The following is a 15,831-nucleotide window of genomic DNA, read 5'->3' on the forward strand; positions in this document are numbered from 1 at the left end:
ATTAATTGTATTAATAGTCCAATATTTTATTACTTATCAACACCTCAGTGAGATCAAAAGCATGAAAGAATCGGAAAAATTTACCATCCGAGTTAATTTTAAACCGCAACAAACTAGTATCACTCAGGATGAAAAAAAATATCAGTACCACTGGGGCAGAATAATTGGATGTTCTCTCCTAGTGTTTATGGCCATCGGCAGTAGTGTTTATTACGGTACTTATTATTTTTCCCAAGACAATACTGATGAGAATCAAACAATAGCAGCAGAAACTGACAGTACAGAGCCAGCAACAACGGTATCCCAAATTTCTTCAATAGAAAATTCAGGTTCAACAACAACTGCCAACATACCAAATGAGACAAAAATACAAGTAAAGGCACAAGAGCAAACTCAATTAGACAGCCCTGGTATTGAAAATATCAATGGCGATGCAACACCTGTTGATGACATAGAAAGTGAGCTTACAAAAATCACTTCTGCTATTACTCAGTTAAATCAAAAGACTTCATCAATTGAGAATACAACAGTGCCAGACGTCACAAGTTATCAGACTGAACAACCCCCTGTTATCGAAGATAAAATGAACAATTTAACAGGTAATACATCGACATCCTTAAATACGGCGACAACTGATGCACCTGAAATAAAGACTAATAATCCATCGGCACTGTTCACTCAAGTTAAAACAGAGTTCTTTTCTGATAATGTTTCACGCTTTATCATTTCACAAAATGTAATAGAAAATGAACCTGTAGGCACTATCAACGATATTACTTTTGAAAATAACATTGCAACGATCTATGCCTTCTCTCAAGTTGATGACTCAAAAAATACGACGCTCTATTATCAATGGAGTTTAAATGATGAAGACGTTGCGAAAATACGAATAGGGGTAATAGGCAATCGTTGGAGAAGCCATTCAAGTAAATTTGTCCAGCCAAATATGCATGGCCAATGGAAAGTTGAACTTCAAAATGAAAACGGTGACGTACTCGCTATTAGTCAATTTGAATACTAGGTTTACTTGTGATGACTTTTAATAAAAACGAATAAAGGACTATTTATTATGCAATCCAACCTTAATATCGTTACTGTGCTAACTCTTATGTCATTTATGGGTTTTGCTATAGCAGAACAATCATTAACGGTAACTGCTAGTGCTTATACTTCGAGTGTAGGAGAAACTGATTCGACACCAAACCATGCAGCATGGGGTGATAAGCTAAAACCAGGCATGAAGTCTATTGCCGTATCCAGAGATCTGATAAAACTTGGACTCACTCATCAACAAGAAGTCAAAATCGAAGGTTTTGAAGGCACATTTAGAGTCTTAGATAAAATGAACAAACGTTGGAAAAAGAAGATCGATATTTACATGGGCAAAGATGTTGAGAAAGCCAGAGAATGGGGGAAACAACAAGTTGTTATTTATTGGACAGACGAAGAATAACCCTTAATAATTTACATTTTTTTATAATCTAAAATCGTGCATTAATTTTATTAAGTGCACTTATTGTTTGAATCCAAGATCTAAATTTATACACGATTAACATTTAAACACTATAAAGCTAACCAATTAATAGTTAAAAATACCCAAGCTAAAATCGTTATAAACAACCCAACAGTAAGTAAAAATGGGTAAATCATGAGCAAATAAAAAATAAAAAATAATAAATAACAAATAAAAAGTCAAAGTCGCTTTCGCATACGCTTTAATATTGTTTCAGAATCTAGCTGAGATTGGTACTTTTCATAATCTAGCCCTTTGGCAAAAATGTATTTTGTTAGTAGTACTCTAACTTGTTGCAATAAAAGCTCAGCATCCCAGTCCAATTCATAAAAACGATTAATATGAGCCACATTAATCGCATTAATCAGTACCTCTTTTGACGTATCATTGGCAATCAATATTCTTTTGGTATGATCAAATCGAGTATCTTCCGCTATAACGTCTAACAATTGCTTTGCACATTCAGCGCATTCAGTTAACCCAGAAACTAATATTGCGACAAAGTCTCCTTGTCTATCAATACTATCTAACTTAGTTATAGCTTCATCGGCTGAATGGCATTGAGTGAAGGTTAAAAATTCAGTTAATGGCGCGAGATCATGTAATAGTTTAAACGTCACTTCGCTATCTTCATCGACACAAACAAGATGTAATTTATCCATGATTTCCCTCTAAAGTAGATGCCTGTTCTAAACTCGACCTAATAGATTCAATACCCAAACGACAACAAAGCTTAGTAATACACCAGATAGTCCAACGATAATACCTACCTTAGCCATGTCATTTGTTTTTATGTGGCCAGTAGCATGAGCTAACGCATTAGGCGGCGTGCTAATAGGTAATGCCATACCGAGTGAAGAGGCAAAGGTAACCACTAATATCAAAGCGACTTCACCTCCCAATGGAGCTAATGAAGTCATTGAAGCGCCTAATGCTGCCATCATAGGCAACAACAGATTTGCTGTTGCAGTATTAGACATAAAATTAGCCATCAACCAACTCATCAAGGTAGCGCCAACTAACACCACATAAGGAGAAAAAGAGTTAAAGGGAATGCTGTAAACGATCAATTCCGCTAAACCGCTTTTATCTAATGCTAAACCTAATGCAATACCACCGGATACTAACCACAATACATCCCATGAAATTTTCTTTAAATCATCTTTAGTAATGATACCAGTCATGAGAAAAACAGTCACAGGGAGCATTGCCACCGTATAAGAATTCATTCCATGAACAGAGCCCATTAACCATAATAAAATAGTAACAATAAATATCGTATAAACTAACAACGCTTTCGGTGTTTTTAAAAACTCGCCTTGAATATCTAATGTAATTTTCTGTTGTTTAGCAGGGAAAAGTTTATTGATAAGAAACCATGAAAAAGCCATCATTAACAAAGCAAAAGGCACCCCAAATGCCATCCACTCGCCAAAATTAATACTGTTGATACCTTGTAAGTATTTAAGTGCAATAGCATTTGGTGGCGTACCAATAGGAGTTCCAATTCCACCTATATTAGCAGCAAGAGGAATACATAAAGCAAAAGCTATACGACCAGGATCTTTAGGGCTAAACAATGCAATCACAGGAGCTAAAATTGACAACATCATGGCAGTTGTTGCGGTGTTTGACATAAACATTGAAAACATTCCCGTGATCAACATCAGTCCTAACATGACATAACGTGGATTATCACCAAATGGACGAAGTAACACTCTTGCTAAATTAACATCTAAACGAAATTTTGTAGCGGCAATAGCTAAAAAGAACCCACCTAAAAAAAGCATGATAATCGGGCTGGCAAAGGTAGCCATGATATCGACATGATTGATTACAACACCATATTGCTCAGTTCCTTCTGCGCCACGAAAAAGTATGATCGCTTTATCGGACACTAAAAACAGCTCAAGCGCAATAATTGCGACAGAAGTAGCATAAATAGGGATTGGCTCTAATACCCAACTGAGCGTAGCGAATACGAAAATAGCCGCAATACGTTGTTGAACAATCGTCATACCTTCAAAAGGAAAAGCAGATAATGGTAAATAAAGAATCAATAATGGTATGGCTATTGGCAACATATATTTTAAATATCTATACACTTTGTAGCCTCCTGAACCTAAACACGCTTTATACCATTATCAATAGTATAATCTTGATGAGAACAGTGTTAGATCAATAAAAGATTTGATAAATGTAAAGTTGTTATAGATTTGTAGAGGAGGTCAAAAAATCTGTTTATTTAACCTTGCTTTATAGCAGACATTATTAAAATTCCTCCATTAGACTACCTTTCATAATATTAAGTTTTATTAATTAGTTTTCTAAATAAGACAAGATCTTGTTATTTTAAATCTGTTTCAACGACCAATAACATAGATTTAGGTTGTGCAATAGACTTTGGGTGTCGTATACAAAGTGCCACAATGACTAATAACATCGCAGTAATATCAAGCCGTGTTAAGGCAGTATCAAGCAACCATGAACAAGACAGCATAGCGACTACCAACTCAGTAGCGCCCAAAATAGCAATAACTTCAGGTTTTGTTTTAATTGCACCTATTACAAATAAATATTGAGGTAAGGCTGCGGCAAGAAAAGCGAGCCCCAATAATGCCCACCATCCATTAAGTCCATCAGGAAAGAGCATCACAGGAAAACTATAAATAGCGAGCGGAATCAACACAATTAAATGCCCTATGGTGCTCCAAGCCATACGGCCAAGTGTAGATAAGTTCTGTTTAGGTTTTGCTAAATATTGTATTTGAAAAGCAAATATCATCGGTGCTAAAAAACAGCCCATGACCAGCCACTTAGATTCCATAGATAATTGTGAAGGCTCAATCACTAACGAAGCAGCAATTAACACTAACGCTGCAGATAATAAAGCATTGATACTGACTGTACGTTTAAAAATTAACACACCAATCAATAGCGAGAAAAAAGGATAAGTATAATAAATTAAAATAGCAGTGGCGGACGGTAAAGTTTGTAAAGCATAAAAGTAAGCTAACATAGCAAGGCCGTTAGCTAAGCCTATCATTAACATTCTGCTCACTTCTCTCCACAAAGTCACAGGAGTAGGTAAAAAAAATAACAACAAAATACAAGGTAAAACAAAACGATAAAGCGTGACCACTTCAGGTGTCATGCCTTGTGCAAAAAGAATCTGAACAAACAATGGATTAAAACCAAATCCAATAGCAGCTAATAACACCAACAATGGCCCCTTCGTTTGTGATTCCATTTCCTTTATTCCTATCATTAAATGTTTATAAATTGCCTTATAAAACCTTAGACTCTTTCTACTAAAGTATATTTGATACTTTGTATCGATAGACGGTATAGGAAATTACATTAATATATAAGTGAATATATAAATAAATACATGCATAATATTAATATAAAAAAGAGACAAAGCTATTAATGTAGCGTTCTTAATATGACGTTACTCATATTTACCAATGGGACATTCAATGAAACTTGAAATCAAACACTGGCAAATGCTCCGAGCTATCTCAGAGTTAGGTAATGTTGCGCAAGCAGCCGATGCTTTAGGTATTAGTCAATCAGCATTGAGCCACCGCATTGCAGAAGCTGAACGTCGATTAGGTGGAAAGCTTTTTGAAAAAGAAGGTCGTCGTTTAAAATTAACACCCGCTGGATCATTAATAACAAAAGCGACATTACAAACTCTCCCTATATTAGAACGAGCAGAGACAGATTTTGAATCAAATGCGAGTCTAAATAATCAAGTAGTACGCTTGGGTGTTGCTTCTTATTCTTGCTATTACTGGCTGCCTGACTTTATTAAATTTGTTAACCAAAATACCTCGAACTTAAAAATAAGATTAGTCGCCTCTGCGACACAAAACCCAATAAGTAGTTTGCAACATGGCTCAGTAGATATTGTGATTGCACCAGGGCACCTTGCTACACCAGGTATTAGCCAGACACCTCTTTTTATAGATGAGTTAATACTCGTAACGCCCTATCTCGATCCGTTAAGCAGTAAAGATTTCATTGAAGCCGAAGATCTCAGAGATAAACATTACTACACCTATAGCCAAACCGTATTACCTGGCTTTGAATATGACCGTTTTATTAGTCCTTCAGGCATTATTCCACAACAGTTAGAGATCGTTGAAATGACCGATGCGATTATTGAATTAATCAGTGCGGGCTTAGGCGTAAGCATCTTGTCAAAGTGGGCGGTCAGTGCAGCCCTTAAAACCCAAAGAATTAGCTCAACTAAACTAGGATCAAAAGGACTTGATCTTGCTTGGTCTGCACTCACCCGAGAAAGCGAAAAGAAAGGGAGTCCTAGTAAACAACTTGCTACACTTTTAGCTCGTTGGTATAAGACAATGTAAACTCGCAATTAGACAGAGTTATTTACAGGGTCCATTTATGTAGATATGAAACATTAAATCGCTCCCTTTCTCATTAGAGAAAATAGACGCTGAATAGCATAAGCGATTACTGTATTATGTCGCGCATATATTCCCCCGAGATTTAAGAGCTTTAATGACTATTCAACAATTCGATAATGAACTCACCATTATGCGTACTGGTAACAATGAAGAGAAAGTACCCGTTATTGAGGGGTTAACTCCTTCTAGCATCGTACTTTCAACGCTTAACTCTAAATATATTCACTCTAGTTTAGGGCTACGTTACTTGTATGCGAACTTAAAAGAGTTGCAAGATAATTGTGAAGTTAAAGAATTTGTTATTCATACTCGTCCATTAGATATTGTTGAACAAATACTAGCGGCCAAGCCATCGATAGTAGGTTTTGGGGTTTATATTTGGAATATTGTTGAAACAACTAATGTGGTTAGCCTACTAAAAGTCATTGCCCCAGAAGTTACAATAGTACTCGGCGGGCCTGAAGTAAGTTATGAATCAGAAGAGCAACTTATTGTTCAAACGGCAGATTATGTATTAACAGGTGAAGCAGATATCAGCTTCTATGAGCTTTGTAGAGATCTTCTGAGCAATAATGCACCAGATACAAAGATCATGAAATCAAAACCCGTTGATTTAAAAGATCTTGAAATGCCTTATCAATATTATACCGATGAAGATTTAAAGAATCGTTTACTCTATGTTGAAGCATCTCGCGGCTGCCCTTTCAAATGTGAATTTTGTTTGTCTTCGTTAGACACTAAATCCAATCCTTACGAGTTAACCGTGTTCTTAAAGCAAATGCTCACATTGTATGAACGTGGTGCTCGTAACTTTAAGTTTATTGATAGAACCTTTAATTTAGACATTAATACGTCACTACAAATTATGCAGTTTTTCTTAGATAGAATGACCGATGACTTGTATCTGCATTTTGAAGTTGTACCAGATCATCTGCCTAGAAAACTAAAAGAAATGTTAGCGCTGTTTCCTGAGAATACATTGCAGTTTGAAATTGGTATTCAAACCTTTGATCAACAAGTACAAACTAATATTAGTCGTAAACAAAATAACAAAAAATCCAAAGATAATTTAATCTGGTTGAAAGAAAATACGACCGCACATATTCATGCCGATTTAATTTTTGGACTACCAGGTGAAACTTTTGATACTTTTAAGGATAGTTTCGATCAGCTATACGCGTGTAAGCCACATGAAATACAAATGGGTATTTTAAAGCGCCTTAAAGGAAGCCCGATTATTAGACACACTGAAAATTTTGATTTACGTTTTAACCCGTTACCACCATTTAATATTTTAAGTACGGATCGTGTCGATTTTGCCACCATGCAATTGGTTAATCGCTTTGCAAGATATTGGGATATGATCGGTAATTCAGGACGATTTAAACACACCTTAGATTACCTACTCGCTGATAAGCCCTTTGATAACTTTATGGCAATTTCTAACTGGATATTCGACGAGACGGGCCAAACACATAAGATTAATCTTAAGCGCTTATATGAATTAATTTCACAATCCGTTGTTGCTTTGTTTCCTGAACAACATGAAGTAGTACTACCACAACTTGAACGAGACTACACGGCTTCAGGCCTTAAAAGTGTATTCAACACACTTAATCTTTATGCTGCACAAGTAAAAGACTCTACTAAACCAAGTAAGTTATTACAGCGCCAAAAGCAGCACATGCAGTAAAAAATGAAGCTACTAATGCTTTCTTAATCTATTTCATTAACATGAAAAATAAAACGAGCTCCTATATTGTTTAAAAGCTCGTTTTTAATAGCTTTAGCTAATCTTTTAATTGAACCTTAAGCAGAGTCTGTTTGGCTATTTTTGAAGTCTTTGTAAACCACTAAAGTCCGTTCAGCTATAAGATTTAGCTGTTTACAGATACCTTCAGCTTTAGGAAGGTCTTTTGCTAAACTAGCTTGCTCTAAATTTTTACAGAATGAAAACATAGCTTCAGCACCTAGTGAACCTGCTGAGCTTTTTAATGCATGAGCATGATCACCAAGCCCCTCTAAATCAGCGCTTTTAAGGGACTGGTTAATCAACTCACTACGATGGTTGATATCATCGATAAAAAAGCCAATTAAGGTTAAAACGGCGACAGGTGATGTATCAGCAACTAAAGCTTTAAGCGACTCTTTTGATAGTAATACTTCTTTCGATAAAAATGCTTCTTCTGTTAACTCATCTTTGCCATTATTCGTGTTGTTAGTAGCATGGTTGTTATTACTTTCATCGTAGTTATTTTCTATATTAGTTTCAGCTTTAGTTTCAGCTTTAGTTTCAGTAATAGATTGCATCTTAATTTTAGTGTTGTATATACAACGATTAATACATTCAACTAATATTTGAGTATCAAAAGGCTTACCAATAAAGTCATCCATTCCAGCCGCTTTACACCTCTCCATTTCCGAGACTTCAGCATTAGCTGTCATCGCAATAACAGGTGTATGACGATTAAGACTCTCACCACTTTTTAAATATCTTACTGCATCGATGCCATTCATTCTTGGCATACGAACATCCATTAAAATCACATCAAATGATTGTTTTTCTAATATCTCTAGCGCTTCAATACCATCACAAGCAAAGCACACTTTATAACCACGATTCTTTAAGGTTTCCCCTGCTATGAAACGATTTGCTTCTATATCATCCACTAACAAGATACTATTTTTCTGATTATTCTGACTACGTACCCTTTTTATTTTTACCGATACATTAGTTTTATTAATGGAACTTAAATAGCATATATCATGACAAAATATCGGTCTATTTATACGGTTAAAATCTCGATAAGGTAAAGGCAATTCCTTCCCTAGGCTACTAATACAATTGATATTAATGTTAAGGCTATTTACCCAATCATTATGACATTCTTCGGCGTTACTCAATACGTTATCATCTATTAACCAGATAGCAGTATTGCTTAAAAAACGTTCGTCCATTTGCTCGCGTAAAACACTAATATTATCAAACTCAAAATAATCAACATTCATGTAACTCATTTTTTCGGTAAAAATAGTACGTAAACTGTGATTGCTAGAAACCAATACCATTGGCCCTTCAAGCATAGGCATTTTCAATTCAGCTTGGTCAACAAATATAACGGGCAAGGTAAAATAAAATTCACTACCTTCGCCTAGTACACTGCTAACACCAATAGACCCCTTCATTAAATTAATAAGTCCTTGGGCAATATTTAAACCAAGCCCAGTACCAGAGGTTCTTGCTTCTAATGTTGAATCGACTTGTTCAAATTCATCAAATATCTTAGTCAGAGAGCTCTGTTTAATCCCCATACCAGAATCTTTCACACTTACGTGCAACATTTCATCACCATCTTCTGATGTCACGCGACTAAGTGATACCATCACCACGCCTTTGTCTGTAAATTTACAAGCATTATCAACAAGAATATTCAGTATTTGGCGGAAATGGATTGCATCGGTAATAACACGTCCAATCACGCCTGGTGATACATCTCCTAACAAGGTTAACTCATTCTTAGCAGTCTTTGCTTCCACACTGTTCAGTACATCTTCCACTAATTCTGCTAGGTTAACTTCACTGAATTTCAACTCCATGTGCCCTGCCTCAATTTTAGAAAAATCGAGTATGTCATTCACAACACCAAGTAACGCATTACCGCTGGTTTTAGCCGTATTTAACAAGCGAATATATTCAGGGGGCTCTTTAATTTGTTCAGCTACTAAATTGACTGCACCTAAAACTGCATTCATTGGAGAACGTATTTCATGGCTCATTTGCGATAAAAATCTGGATTTAGCTTGAGAGGCGTCTTCTGCTATTTGCTTCGCTTTAGTGAGGTGAATTGCATTTTTATTAAGTTTTTTCTGATCGCAATTAATCTTATCCAACATAACATTAAAAGCTCCAGCGGTAACACCAAGTTCATCTTTTGATATGATTGTTGCTCGAGAGCTCATATCTCCTTTAGTAACTGCTAATGCTACTTTTTGTAGAGCGAGTAAACCTTTTGTTAAATATCGGCTCAAAATTAAAGAGACTAAAGCGACAATCAATAATTCAGCTAATGCGATCATAATTAAACGATAACGAGCATCAGTGACAAATAACAATAATGAGTCAACAGATAAACCCACTTGGACTTTTGCGAATTCCACTCCTGATACCGACACTAATACTTGAGCATCAAAAAGACCATCGTCAATTTGATACACTTTAGTATCTTCAATAAAGCCATTTTTTAAGCTACTTGTGTCACCCGCTTGCGCCAAAACACCTATATTATCGATAACACGTATATAACGAATGTCTTTCAGTTTTACTATTTGCTGAGTAATTTCATCAAGAGAAGCAATATCAGACGAAATAACCGAACTTTTAACCAATAAACTAAATAGATGTGACGTTTCGCTCGCTCGGCTATATAGCGCTTCTTCACCAGAGCGTTCAATATAAGCTAATGCTTGCCACAGTAATAACAGTAAAAATAGCGCTTCTGTTAGTCCTATCATTAGCATTGTTTTTAATCGAAACGACATAAATAACTTCCTTGTAAATACATATCTACGTTTATTTTTGACCAAGTAAAAAGTTGATATTTAAATCACGAACATCATCCCAATCATTACAATTCGCTTTTACAAACCCTTTCATTGCAAGTGGCGTTAGCAATTGAACACTCGTATCAGCACTTTCAACCGCTAAAAAACCAGCAATTAATTTTTGTCGACTAGCTTCATTAACACTTGGATAAGTAGCAATTGCATGCGGTGTATACTTGTCTGATGCCCAAATAATTTTTAATTTACTTCTAACGCTTTCAGGCAAGGCATTAAAAGTACGCATAATGCCTCCTCCAGCCACAAAGCGGCCTTCGGCAATATTGCGATAAACCGCATCATGAGAATTAACATATTGAAATGTAAAACCGATACCTTTATTAATTAAATTAGCTTTAGGGATCAAGGTTGCAGCAAAAGAAGCTGGAGAAGGGAAAGCAATGACTTGATCTGATAAGTCTTCCAATTTATTGATTGAGCTATTTTTATTAGCCACAATAATGCCTTTAATTCTTTTATCTTTCTCATGTACCAACGCTTTAAACCCGACTTCTTTATTAAGCACAACATAATGATATGGGTTCATATACGCGATGTCATAATCGCCATTAGCAAGTCGTCTTTCAAAAGTAGGAATATCGGGAGCCGTTGCAAACTTTAACTCAACACCTGTTTTTTCACTTACAAATTTGAGTAAAGGTATCCAGTTTCTAGCCAACTTAGCTGCAGATTGTTGAGGAACGACACCAAAGACTAAAGGTCTCACTTCAGTATTTTCAATTTCTTTTACAGAGTGATTAATCGCATTTTCACCATTTGCAATGGTGCTTGCGTTCACGGAGTAAACAGAAAACGAAATATAAATGGTCATCAATAATGGAATTAATATTTTCATCAGTTTGCCTTTGCTTAGTGACTAATATCTATAATAAGGCAATTAACATTCCATCATCCCAAAATTAAAAAACAAATCATAAATGACTGATATATATTAAATATTTTTTATGGGAAATATATCGACATATAAAAACCAATAATTAAACATTAGCATTCTCATATTGCGAATTAATTTGCGACGCATTTTAAAAAGCATCAAAACACTAATCAAAGCACTAACAGATATTTACTAAGATAGTATTAGGGCAAACAATAACGTCAGGACTTTATGTTTAATTAAAATTGAAGAGCTACAATAGTAAATCTAACAAGTACTATACCCGTTACCAATCAAGATCCATTATTCAGTCGCGACCTCGGACACCAATACAAGTCATAACATGATGACAATAGCGAGTCCTTATCGAATGTTACCACGCAGTATTGGCTTACGAATTGGCGCCCCGCACGTCAAGTTGTGAGACAACCCCTTCGTTGTTATAACGTCTCGATTTAACCCGTTAGATCTTTACCTTATATGCCTAGAATCTGTTTACCTCAAGACTTGCTGATTTTTACAGCTTGACTGGTGACGGGTATATTTCTATGTGTAATTAAGCAACACCGTTTTGCCAACTTTTTATTTTACGATAAATGGTTGAAGCACTCACACCTAAGTGAGCAGCAGCGAGAGGAATATTACCCTCACAAATATCAATGGCCTTTTCAATTGTAATTTTTTCTACCAACCACATTGGAATAATATCTTTAATTTCAGACTGATGCTCCAACGCATTGTTAGTGATATGTGAGTGAGTATTATGATGATGAACTGCGGTCGTAATAGGGCCCACTTTATGATGAGCACCTTGAGCAAAATTTTCCGGTAACATATCAAGCGTCACTTCAGTCCCTGAATGTATTACCACCATATTTTCAATAATATTTTGCAATTCTCGAATATTACCAGGCCAATCATATTGCATAAACATTGCCTCTACCTGAGGCGAAAATTGATGAAATGTTTTTTGATTATCATCATTTTTATCAATTAAAATAGTATTCGCGAGTAATAAAATATCATTTCCTCGGTCACGCAAAGGCGGTAATTGAATCGGAATAACGTTCAATCGATAATATAAATCTTCTCTAAAACGCCCTTCGCCAACTTCAGCTGCAGGGTGACGGTTCGTTGCACAAATCACTCTGACATCACTTTGAATAACGTCTGTGCTTCCCACACGACTGAATGTACCCGTTTGTAAAAAACGTAATAATTTAGCTTGTAAATTTAGATCCATTTCGCAGATTTCATCTAGAAATAAAGTACCACCATTAGCCGCTTCTACGGCTCCTTTTCTATCAGAAACAGCGCCACTAAAAGATCCTTTAATGTGTCCGAAAAACTCTGATTCAAATAACTCACCAGGTATAGCAGCACAATTGATAGCAATTAAAGGTGCCTCTTTTCTAGCACTATAACTATGTAAATATTGCGCGCAGACTTCTTTACCTGTACCACTTTCGCCAGTAACAAAGACACTGGCTTTACTGCGTAATGCACTATCCAGTAGACGAAATACCGTTTTCATTGCCAAAGATTCACCAATAAATGACAGTTCAGGTATAACCGATGATTCAACTTTTACTTTTTTAGACTCGACTTCTTCTAAATGGATTTGTTTGAGCGCATCTTGTACTGACGTCACCATTCTTTCACGAGAAAAAGGCTTTTCGATAAAGTCAAAACCACCCAGTCGCATTGCATCAACAGCGACTTCAATAGAACTATTTGAAGTAATGATAATGACGCGTGCCGGCGACTCTTGACGGTTTACAAATTGTAAAACGTTTAGTCCGCTGATATCTGGTAAACAAACATCTTGAATGATTACACTAGGCATCTTTTCTTTTATCGCAGCTAGAGCAGAATAACCATCTACAAAATGCTTGGTTTCATAACCTGCTTTTTCAAGTTGAGAACGGTATAAAGCACCGCTAGATAAACTATCCTCTACAATATAAACTAACGTTTTTTGCGATGTTATTGGCATGTAATTCCCTTACTAAATAACCTTGTAATATTTATTGTTATACGCTTGTAGTGTTGTTTGGATCAGTTCTAATAATTGATAATCTGTGCTGGTAGCCAGCTTTGATGGTAAACATAATCTATCATTGATTTCTTTAGCTTTCGTTGCAACAGAAGTGGCACCATAAAGTACCGCCGAATTTTTAAGGATGTGTGTCGCACTTTCAATTGCTTTTAAATCCATTGCTTCAAAAGCAATTTTTAAATCGGCGAATAACGAGGCCGTTTCTTCAATAAACAAACCGATTAATATTTGGCAGGTATCTTCCCCTAAATCCTCTTTCATATTTTCAATAACACTTTCATCAATTAAAATATCCATTCTTTAATCACCGATTTAATTTTTCTTCTTTATGATCCAATGCGTTATAAACATAAAACAACTATAAAATAACCATAAAGTAACTATAGTACTGATTTTATAAACTACCTTGTTTTAGCTCAATTATAGCCATTTAAAGCCTTAAAAATTAGACATTAACAGAGTTTTAGAGCGTCAGTTTAATGTTGAAAATGTATATTTAATTTTCACAATAAACATCAAAAAATAACCTAAAGATCATTTCCAACGTTGTAAATTATCTTCAAAAGAAGCCGGTCGCCCTAATAAATAGCCTTGCGCTGTATCACACCCTAATTGGTTGAGTATTTGTAATTGCACCTCATCCTCAATGCCTTCAGCCACAATATGCATGCCTAGACGTTGAGCCATTGCGATTATCGCACTACATAGCGTAAAGTCATCATTACAGGTGGCAATGCCATCTACAAAACTTTTATCTATTTTCAAACCATTCACTTTAAATTCACGTAATAAGCTTAAAGAAGCAAAAACCAGTCCCAAAATCATCTACCCAAATTTCTACCCCCTCTCTTTGAAAAGCATCAAACACCTTGGCAATTACTTTCGGATTTTGAATTAATGCAGTTTCAGTTAATTCTAATTTGATACAACGCGTTGGAATCTCTAATTTTTCCACCAAAGTCATTATTTGATTAAAAATATCTGTTTTCGCTATCTGAACAGCAGAAACGTTAATAGAAACGACAATATCTTTTAATCCGTATTGGAGGAAACGCTTGAGATCCAACAGTACTTGTTGAAATATCCACCCACCTAGCTCAACAATTTGGCCACTTTCTTCTGCATGGGGAATAAACTTATCTGGAGAAATACAACCAAATTGAGGACTATGACAACGTATTAGAGCTTCGAAACCAATTAACTTGCTATTCTGCATAGAAAACAGCGGCTGATAAACCATAGAAAAGTGTTGGTTTTTTCATTGCACTATCGATAATGCTAGTCAAATTTTCTAAATTGGGTGAACCACCAACATTTTCAAGTACACTATTGTCAATTTCAGGTGTATTCATCGCATTTTATTCCTATGATAATTTAAGTAGATTAATACCTAATACTGCAATTCACAGACCAACATGAAAAAAACGTCAAAAAGTGAGTAATCATTTGAATATAAAAGCTTAAATAATTACTTATGGCTTTATTTTATATTTATCTCAATATTCACTCGCAAAATGCAAATCAAATTACTAGTCATAACCTATAAATTTCTTTTAATCACATGCAAATTGCGAGTGACATAGAGAATAAGATATAAAAAATGGGAAGAAAACGATGATGCTTTCTTCCCATTTTATAAATAAAATCTATTTAGTTATTCTGTTCTTCATTTGAGGACGTATTAAACCATCGTTCACCTTCTACTCTCCCATCTAATTAAGGCAAGTTAACCTGAAAAGGAGATGTAAATGGCTCTAATTCACTTTGAAAAGCGTCATTTATATCAAGAACTGTTTCTCTTTTTTAATATTTAAACCTGTACATAAAGCATTAACAACAAGACCTAATGTAGTTGAACCTGCTAACTCAGTACCATTAGGGCAACATTAATCTTTCAAACCTAACCTATCTACAATACTTCCTGTTACAGAATAATAACCAGCGGGACAACCACATTGACCGCCACTGTCTGTACCACAAGCAGAGCCACAACTGGTACTCAATGAAATACCGTCTACAGAAAATTATCCTGATGAAGAGCAGGTTAAAGGAGCTTCTCCTGCATCTAGTGGTGAATTAACATGCGATTCAATGGGTCACCTGTTACTACCTTTTGCGAAATATAACGATATTATCGATGATCCAATACCACCGATAATATCGTGCATAGGACAATCTTAAATATTTCTTTATATAGAAAATCAGGAAGTTCATATGCTGAATGACCAATCGCAGTATTAAGTCAGTTTGTAACTGCGAAAGAAACTTTAATTAACTATTTAACAAATAGATTATCTTAAGGGCTAAAGGGAGTATGAAAAAGATAAGA

General features: G+C 35.4%; 14 protein-coding genes. 4 read left to right on the plus strand and 10 right to left on the minus strand.

Annotated elements, in window-relative coordinates:
- The first annotated feature begins 61 nt into the window (after positions 1–61).
- Positions 62–1,021 (plus strand): DUF2914 domain-containing protein, encoded by a 960-nt coding sequence (locus GQR59_RS09555; RefSeq protein WP_160061955.1) that lies wholly within the window; start codon positions 62–64, stop codon positions 1,019–1,021.
- Positions 1,022–1,069: 48 nt separating this feature from the next.
- The gene (locus GQR59_RS09560) at positions 1,070–1,453 is read left to right on the plus strand and encodes a 3D domain-containing protein (RefSeq protein ID WP_160061957.1); all 384 of its coding nucleotides are present in this window, start codon (positions 1,070–1,072) and stop codon (positions 1,451–1,453) included.
- Positions 1,454–1,692: 239 nt separating this feature from the next.
- On the opposite strand, the gene GQR59_RS09565 is transcribed toward GQR59_RS09560, so the two are convergent.
- The 3 genes from GQR59_RS09565 to GQR59_RS09575 form a co-directional block, all read right to left on the minus strand.
- Positions 1,693–2,175, minus strand: coding sequence for a response regulator (locus GQR59_RS09565; RefSeq protein WP_137297395.1), 483 nt, complete (start codon positions 2,173–2,175; stop codon positions 1,693–1,695).
- A 27-nt stretch (positions 2,176–2,202) separates the two neighbouring features.
- Positions 2,203–3,618, minus strand: coding sequence for an SLC13 family permease (locus GQR59_RS09570; protein ID WP_160061959.1), 1,416 nt, complete (start codon positions 3,616–3,618; stop codon positions 2,203–2,205).
- 242 nt (positions 3,619–3,860) lie between these two features.
- Positions 3,861–4,763 (minus strand): DMT family transporter, encoded by a 903-nt coding sequence (locus GQR59_RS09575; RefSeq protein ID WP_201288045.1) that lies wholly within the window; start codon positions 4,761–4,763, stop codon positions 3,861–3,863.
- A gap of 229 nt (positions 4,764–4,992) precedes the next feature.
- On the opposite strand from GQR59_RS09575, the gene GQR59_RS09580 reads away from it, so the two are divergent.
- Complete coding sequence (locus tag GQR59_RS09580) at positions 4,993–5,889, plus strand: LysR family transcriptional regulator (RefSeq protein ID WP_201288046.1); 897 nt, start codon at positions 4,993–4,995, stop codon at positions 5,887–5,889.
- Between the two features lie 154 nt (positions 5,890–6,043).
- Positions 6,044–7,642, plus strand: coding sequence for a B12-binding domain-containing radical SAM protein (locus GQR59_RS09585; protein WP_160061963.1), 1,599 nt, complete (start codon positions 6,044–6,046; stop codon positions 7,640–7,642).
- 116 nt (positions 7,643–7,758) lie between these two features.
- Here GQR59_RS09585 and GQR59_RS09590 read toward each other — a convergent pair whose 3' ends face one another.
- The 7 genes from GQR59_RS09590 to GQR59_RS09615 all read right to left on the minus strand — a co-directional run bounded on the left by GQR59_RS09590 (position 7,759) and on the right by GQR59_RS09615 (position 14,854).
- On the minus strand, positions 7,759–10,488 hold the full coding sequence (locus GQR59_RS09590) for a response regulator (protein WP_160061965.1): 2,730 nt from the start codon (positions 10,486–10,488) through the stop codon (positions 7,759–7,761).
- A 31-nt stretch (positions 10,489–10,519) separates the two neighbouring features.
- Complete coding sequence (locus GQR59_RS09595; protein ID WP_160061967.1) at positions 10,520–11,404, minus strand: phosphate/phosphite/phosphonate ABC transporter substrate-binding protein; 885 nt, start codon at positions 11,402–11,404, stop codon at positions 10,520–10,522.
- Positions 11,405–11,999: 595 nt separating this feature from the next.
- Entirely contained in the window at positions 12,000–13,439 is a 1,440-nt protein-coding gene (locus GQR59_RS09600) for a sigma-54-dependent transcriptional regulator (RefSeq protein ID WP_160061969.1), read from the minus strand.
- Positions 13,440–13,451: 12 nt separating this feature from the next.
- Complete coding sequence (locus GQR59_RS09605) at positions 13,452–13,799, minus strand: Hpt domain-containing protein (RefSeq protein ID WP_160061971.1); 348 nt, start codon at positions 13,797–13,799, stop codon at positions 13,452–13,454.
- Between the two features lie 237 nt (positions 13,800–14,036).
- Positions 14,037–14,267: an EAL domain-containing protein gene (locus tag GQR59_RS18640; protein WP_236546704.1), complete on the minus strand. Its 231-nt coding sequence runs from the start codon at positions 14,265–14,267 to the stop codon at positions 14,037–14,039.
- 16 nt (positions 14,268–14,283) lie between these two features.
- The gene (locus GQR59_RS18645; protein ID WP_236546705.1) at positions 14,284–14,718 is read right to left on the minus strand and encodes an EAL domain-containing protein; all 435 of its coding nucleotides are present in this window, start codon (positions 14,716–14,718) and stop codon (positions 14,284–14,286) included.
- Entirely contained in the window at positions 14,708–14,854 is a 147-nt protein-coding gene (locus GQR59_RS09615) for a hypothetical protein (protein ID WP_160061973.1), read from the minus strand. Before GQR59_RS09615 ends, GQR59_RS18645 begins: the two co-directional genes overlap by 11 nt.
- Positions 14,855–15,831: the final 977 nt, after the last annotated feature.

This window comes from Psychromonas sp. L1A2 (assembly GCF_009828855.1).
GTDB lineage: Bacteria > Pseudomonadota > Gammaproteobacteria > Enterobacterales > Psychromonadaceae > Psychromonas.

Excerpts from the sequence above, each read along its gene's own strand:
- GQR59_RS09555 (WP_160061955.1), top strand. The coding sequence starts at position 62 with ATGAAAGAATCGGAAAAATTTACCATCCGAGTTAATTTTAAACCGCAA.
- GQR59_RS09560 (WP_160061957.1), top strand. The coding sequence starts at position 1,070 with ATGCAATCCAACCTTAATATCGTTACTGTGCTAACTCTTATGTCATTT.
- GQR59_RS09565 (WP_137297395.1), bottom strand. The coding sequence starts at position 2,175 with ATGGATAAATTACATCTTGTTTGTGTCGATGAAGATAGCGAAGTGACG.
- GQR59_RS09575 (WP_201288045.1), bottom strand. The coding sequence starts at position 4,763 with ATGGAATCACAAACGAAGGGGCCATTGTTGGTGTTATTAGCTGCTATT.
- GQR59_RS09580 (WP_201288046.1), top strand. The coding sequence starts at position 4,993 with ATGAAACTTGAAATCAAACACTGGCAAATGCTCCGAGCTATCTCAGAG.
- GQR59_RS09585 (WP_160061963.1), top strand. The coding sequence starts at position 6,044 with ATGACTATTCAACAATTCGATAATGAACTCACCATTATGCGTACTGGT.
- GQR59_RS09590 (WP_160061965.1), bottom strand. The coding sequence starts at position 10,488 with ATGTCGTTTCGATTAAAAACAATGCTAATGATAGGACTAACAGAAGCG.
- GQR59_RS09595 (WP_160061967.1), bottom strand. The coding sequence starts at position 11,404 with ATGAAAATATTAATTCCATTATTGATGACCATTTATATTTCGTTTTCT.
- GQR59_RS09600 (WP_160061969.1), bottom strand. The coding sequence starts at position 13,439 with ATGCCAATAACATCGCAAAAAACGTTAGTTTATATTGTAGAGGATAGT.
- GQR59_RS09605 (WP_160061971.1), bottom strand. The coding sequence starts at position 13,799 with ATGGATATTTTAATTGATGAAAGTGTTATTGAAAATATGAAAGAGGAT.
- GQR59_RS18645 (WP_236546705.1), bottom strand. The coding sequence starts at position 14,718 with ATGCAGAATAGCAAGTTAATTGGTTTCGAAGCTCTAATACGTTGTCAT.
- GQR59_RS09615 (WP_160061973.1), bottom strand. The coding sequence starts at position 14,854 with ATGAATACACCTGAAATTGACAATAGTGTACTTGAAAATGTTGGTGGT.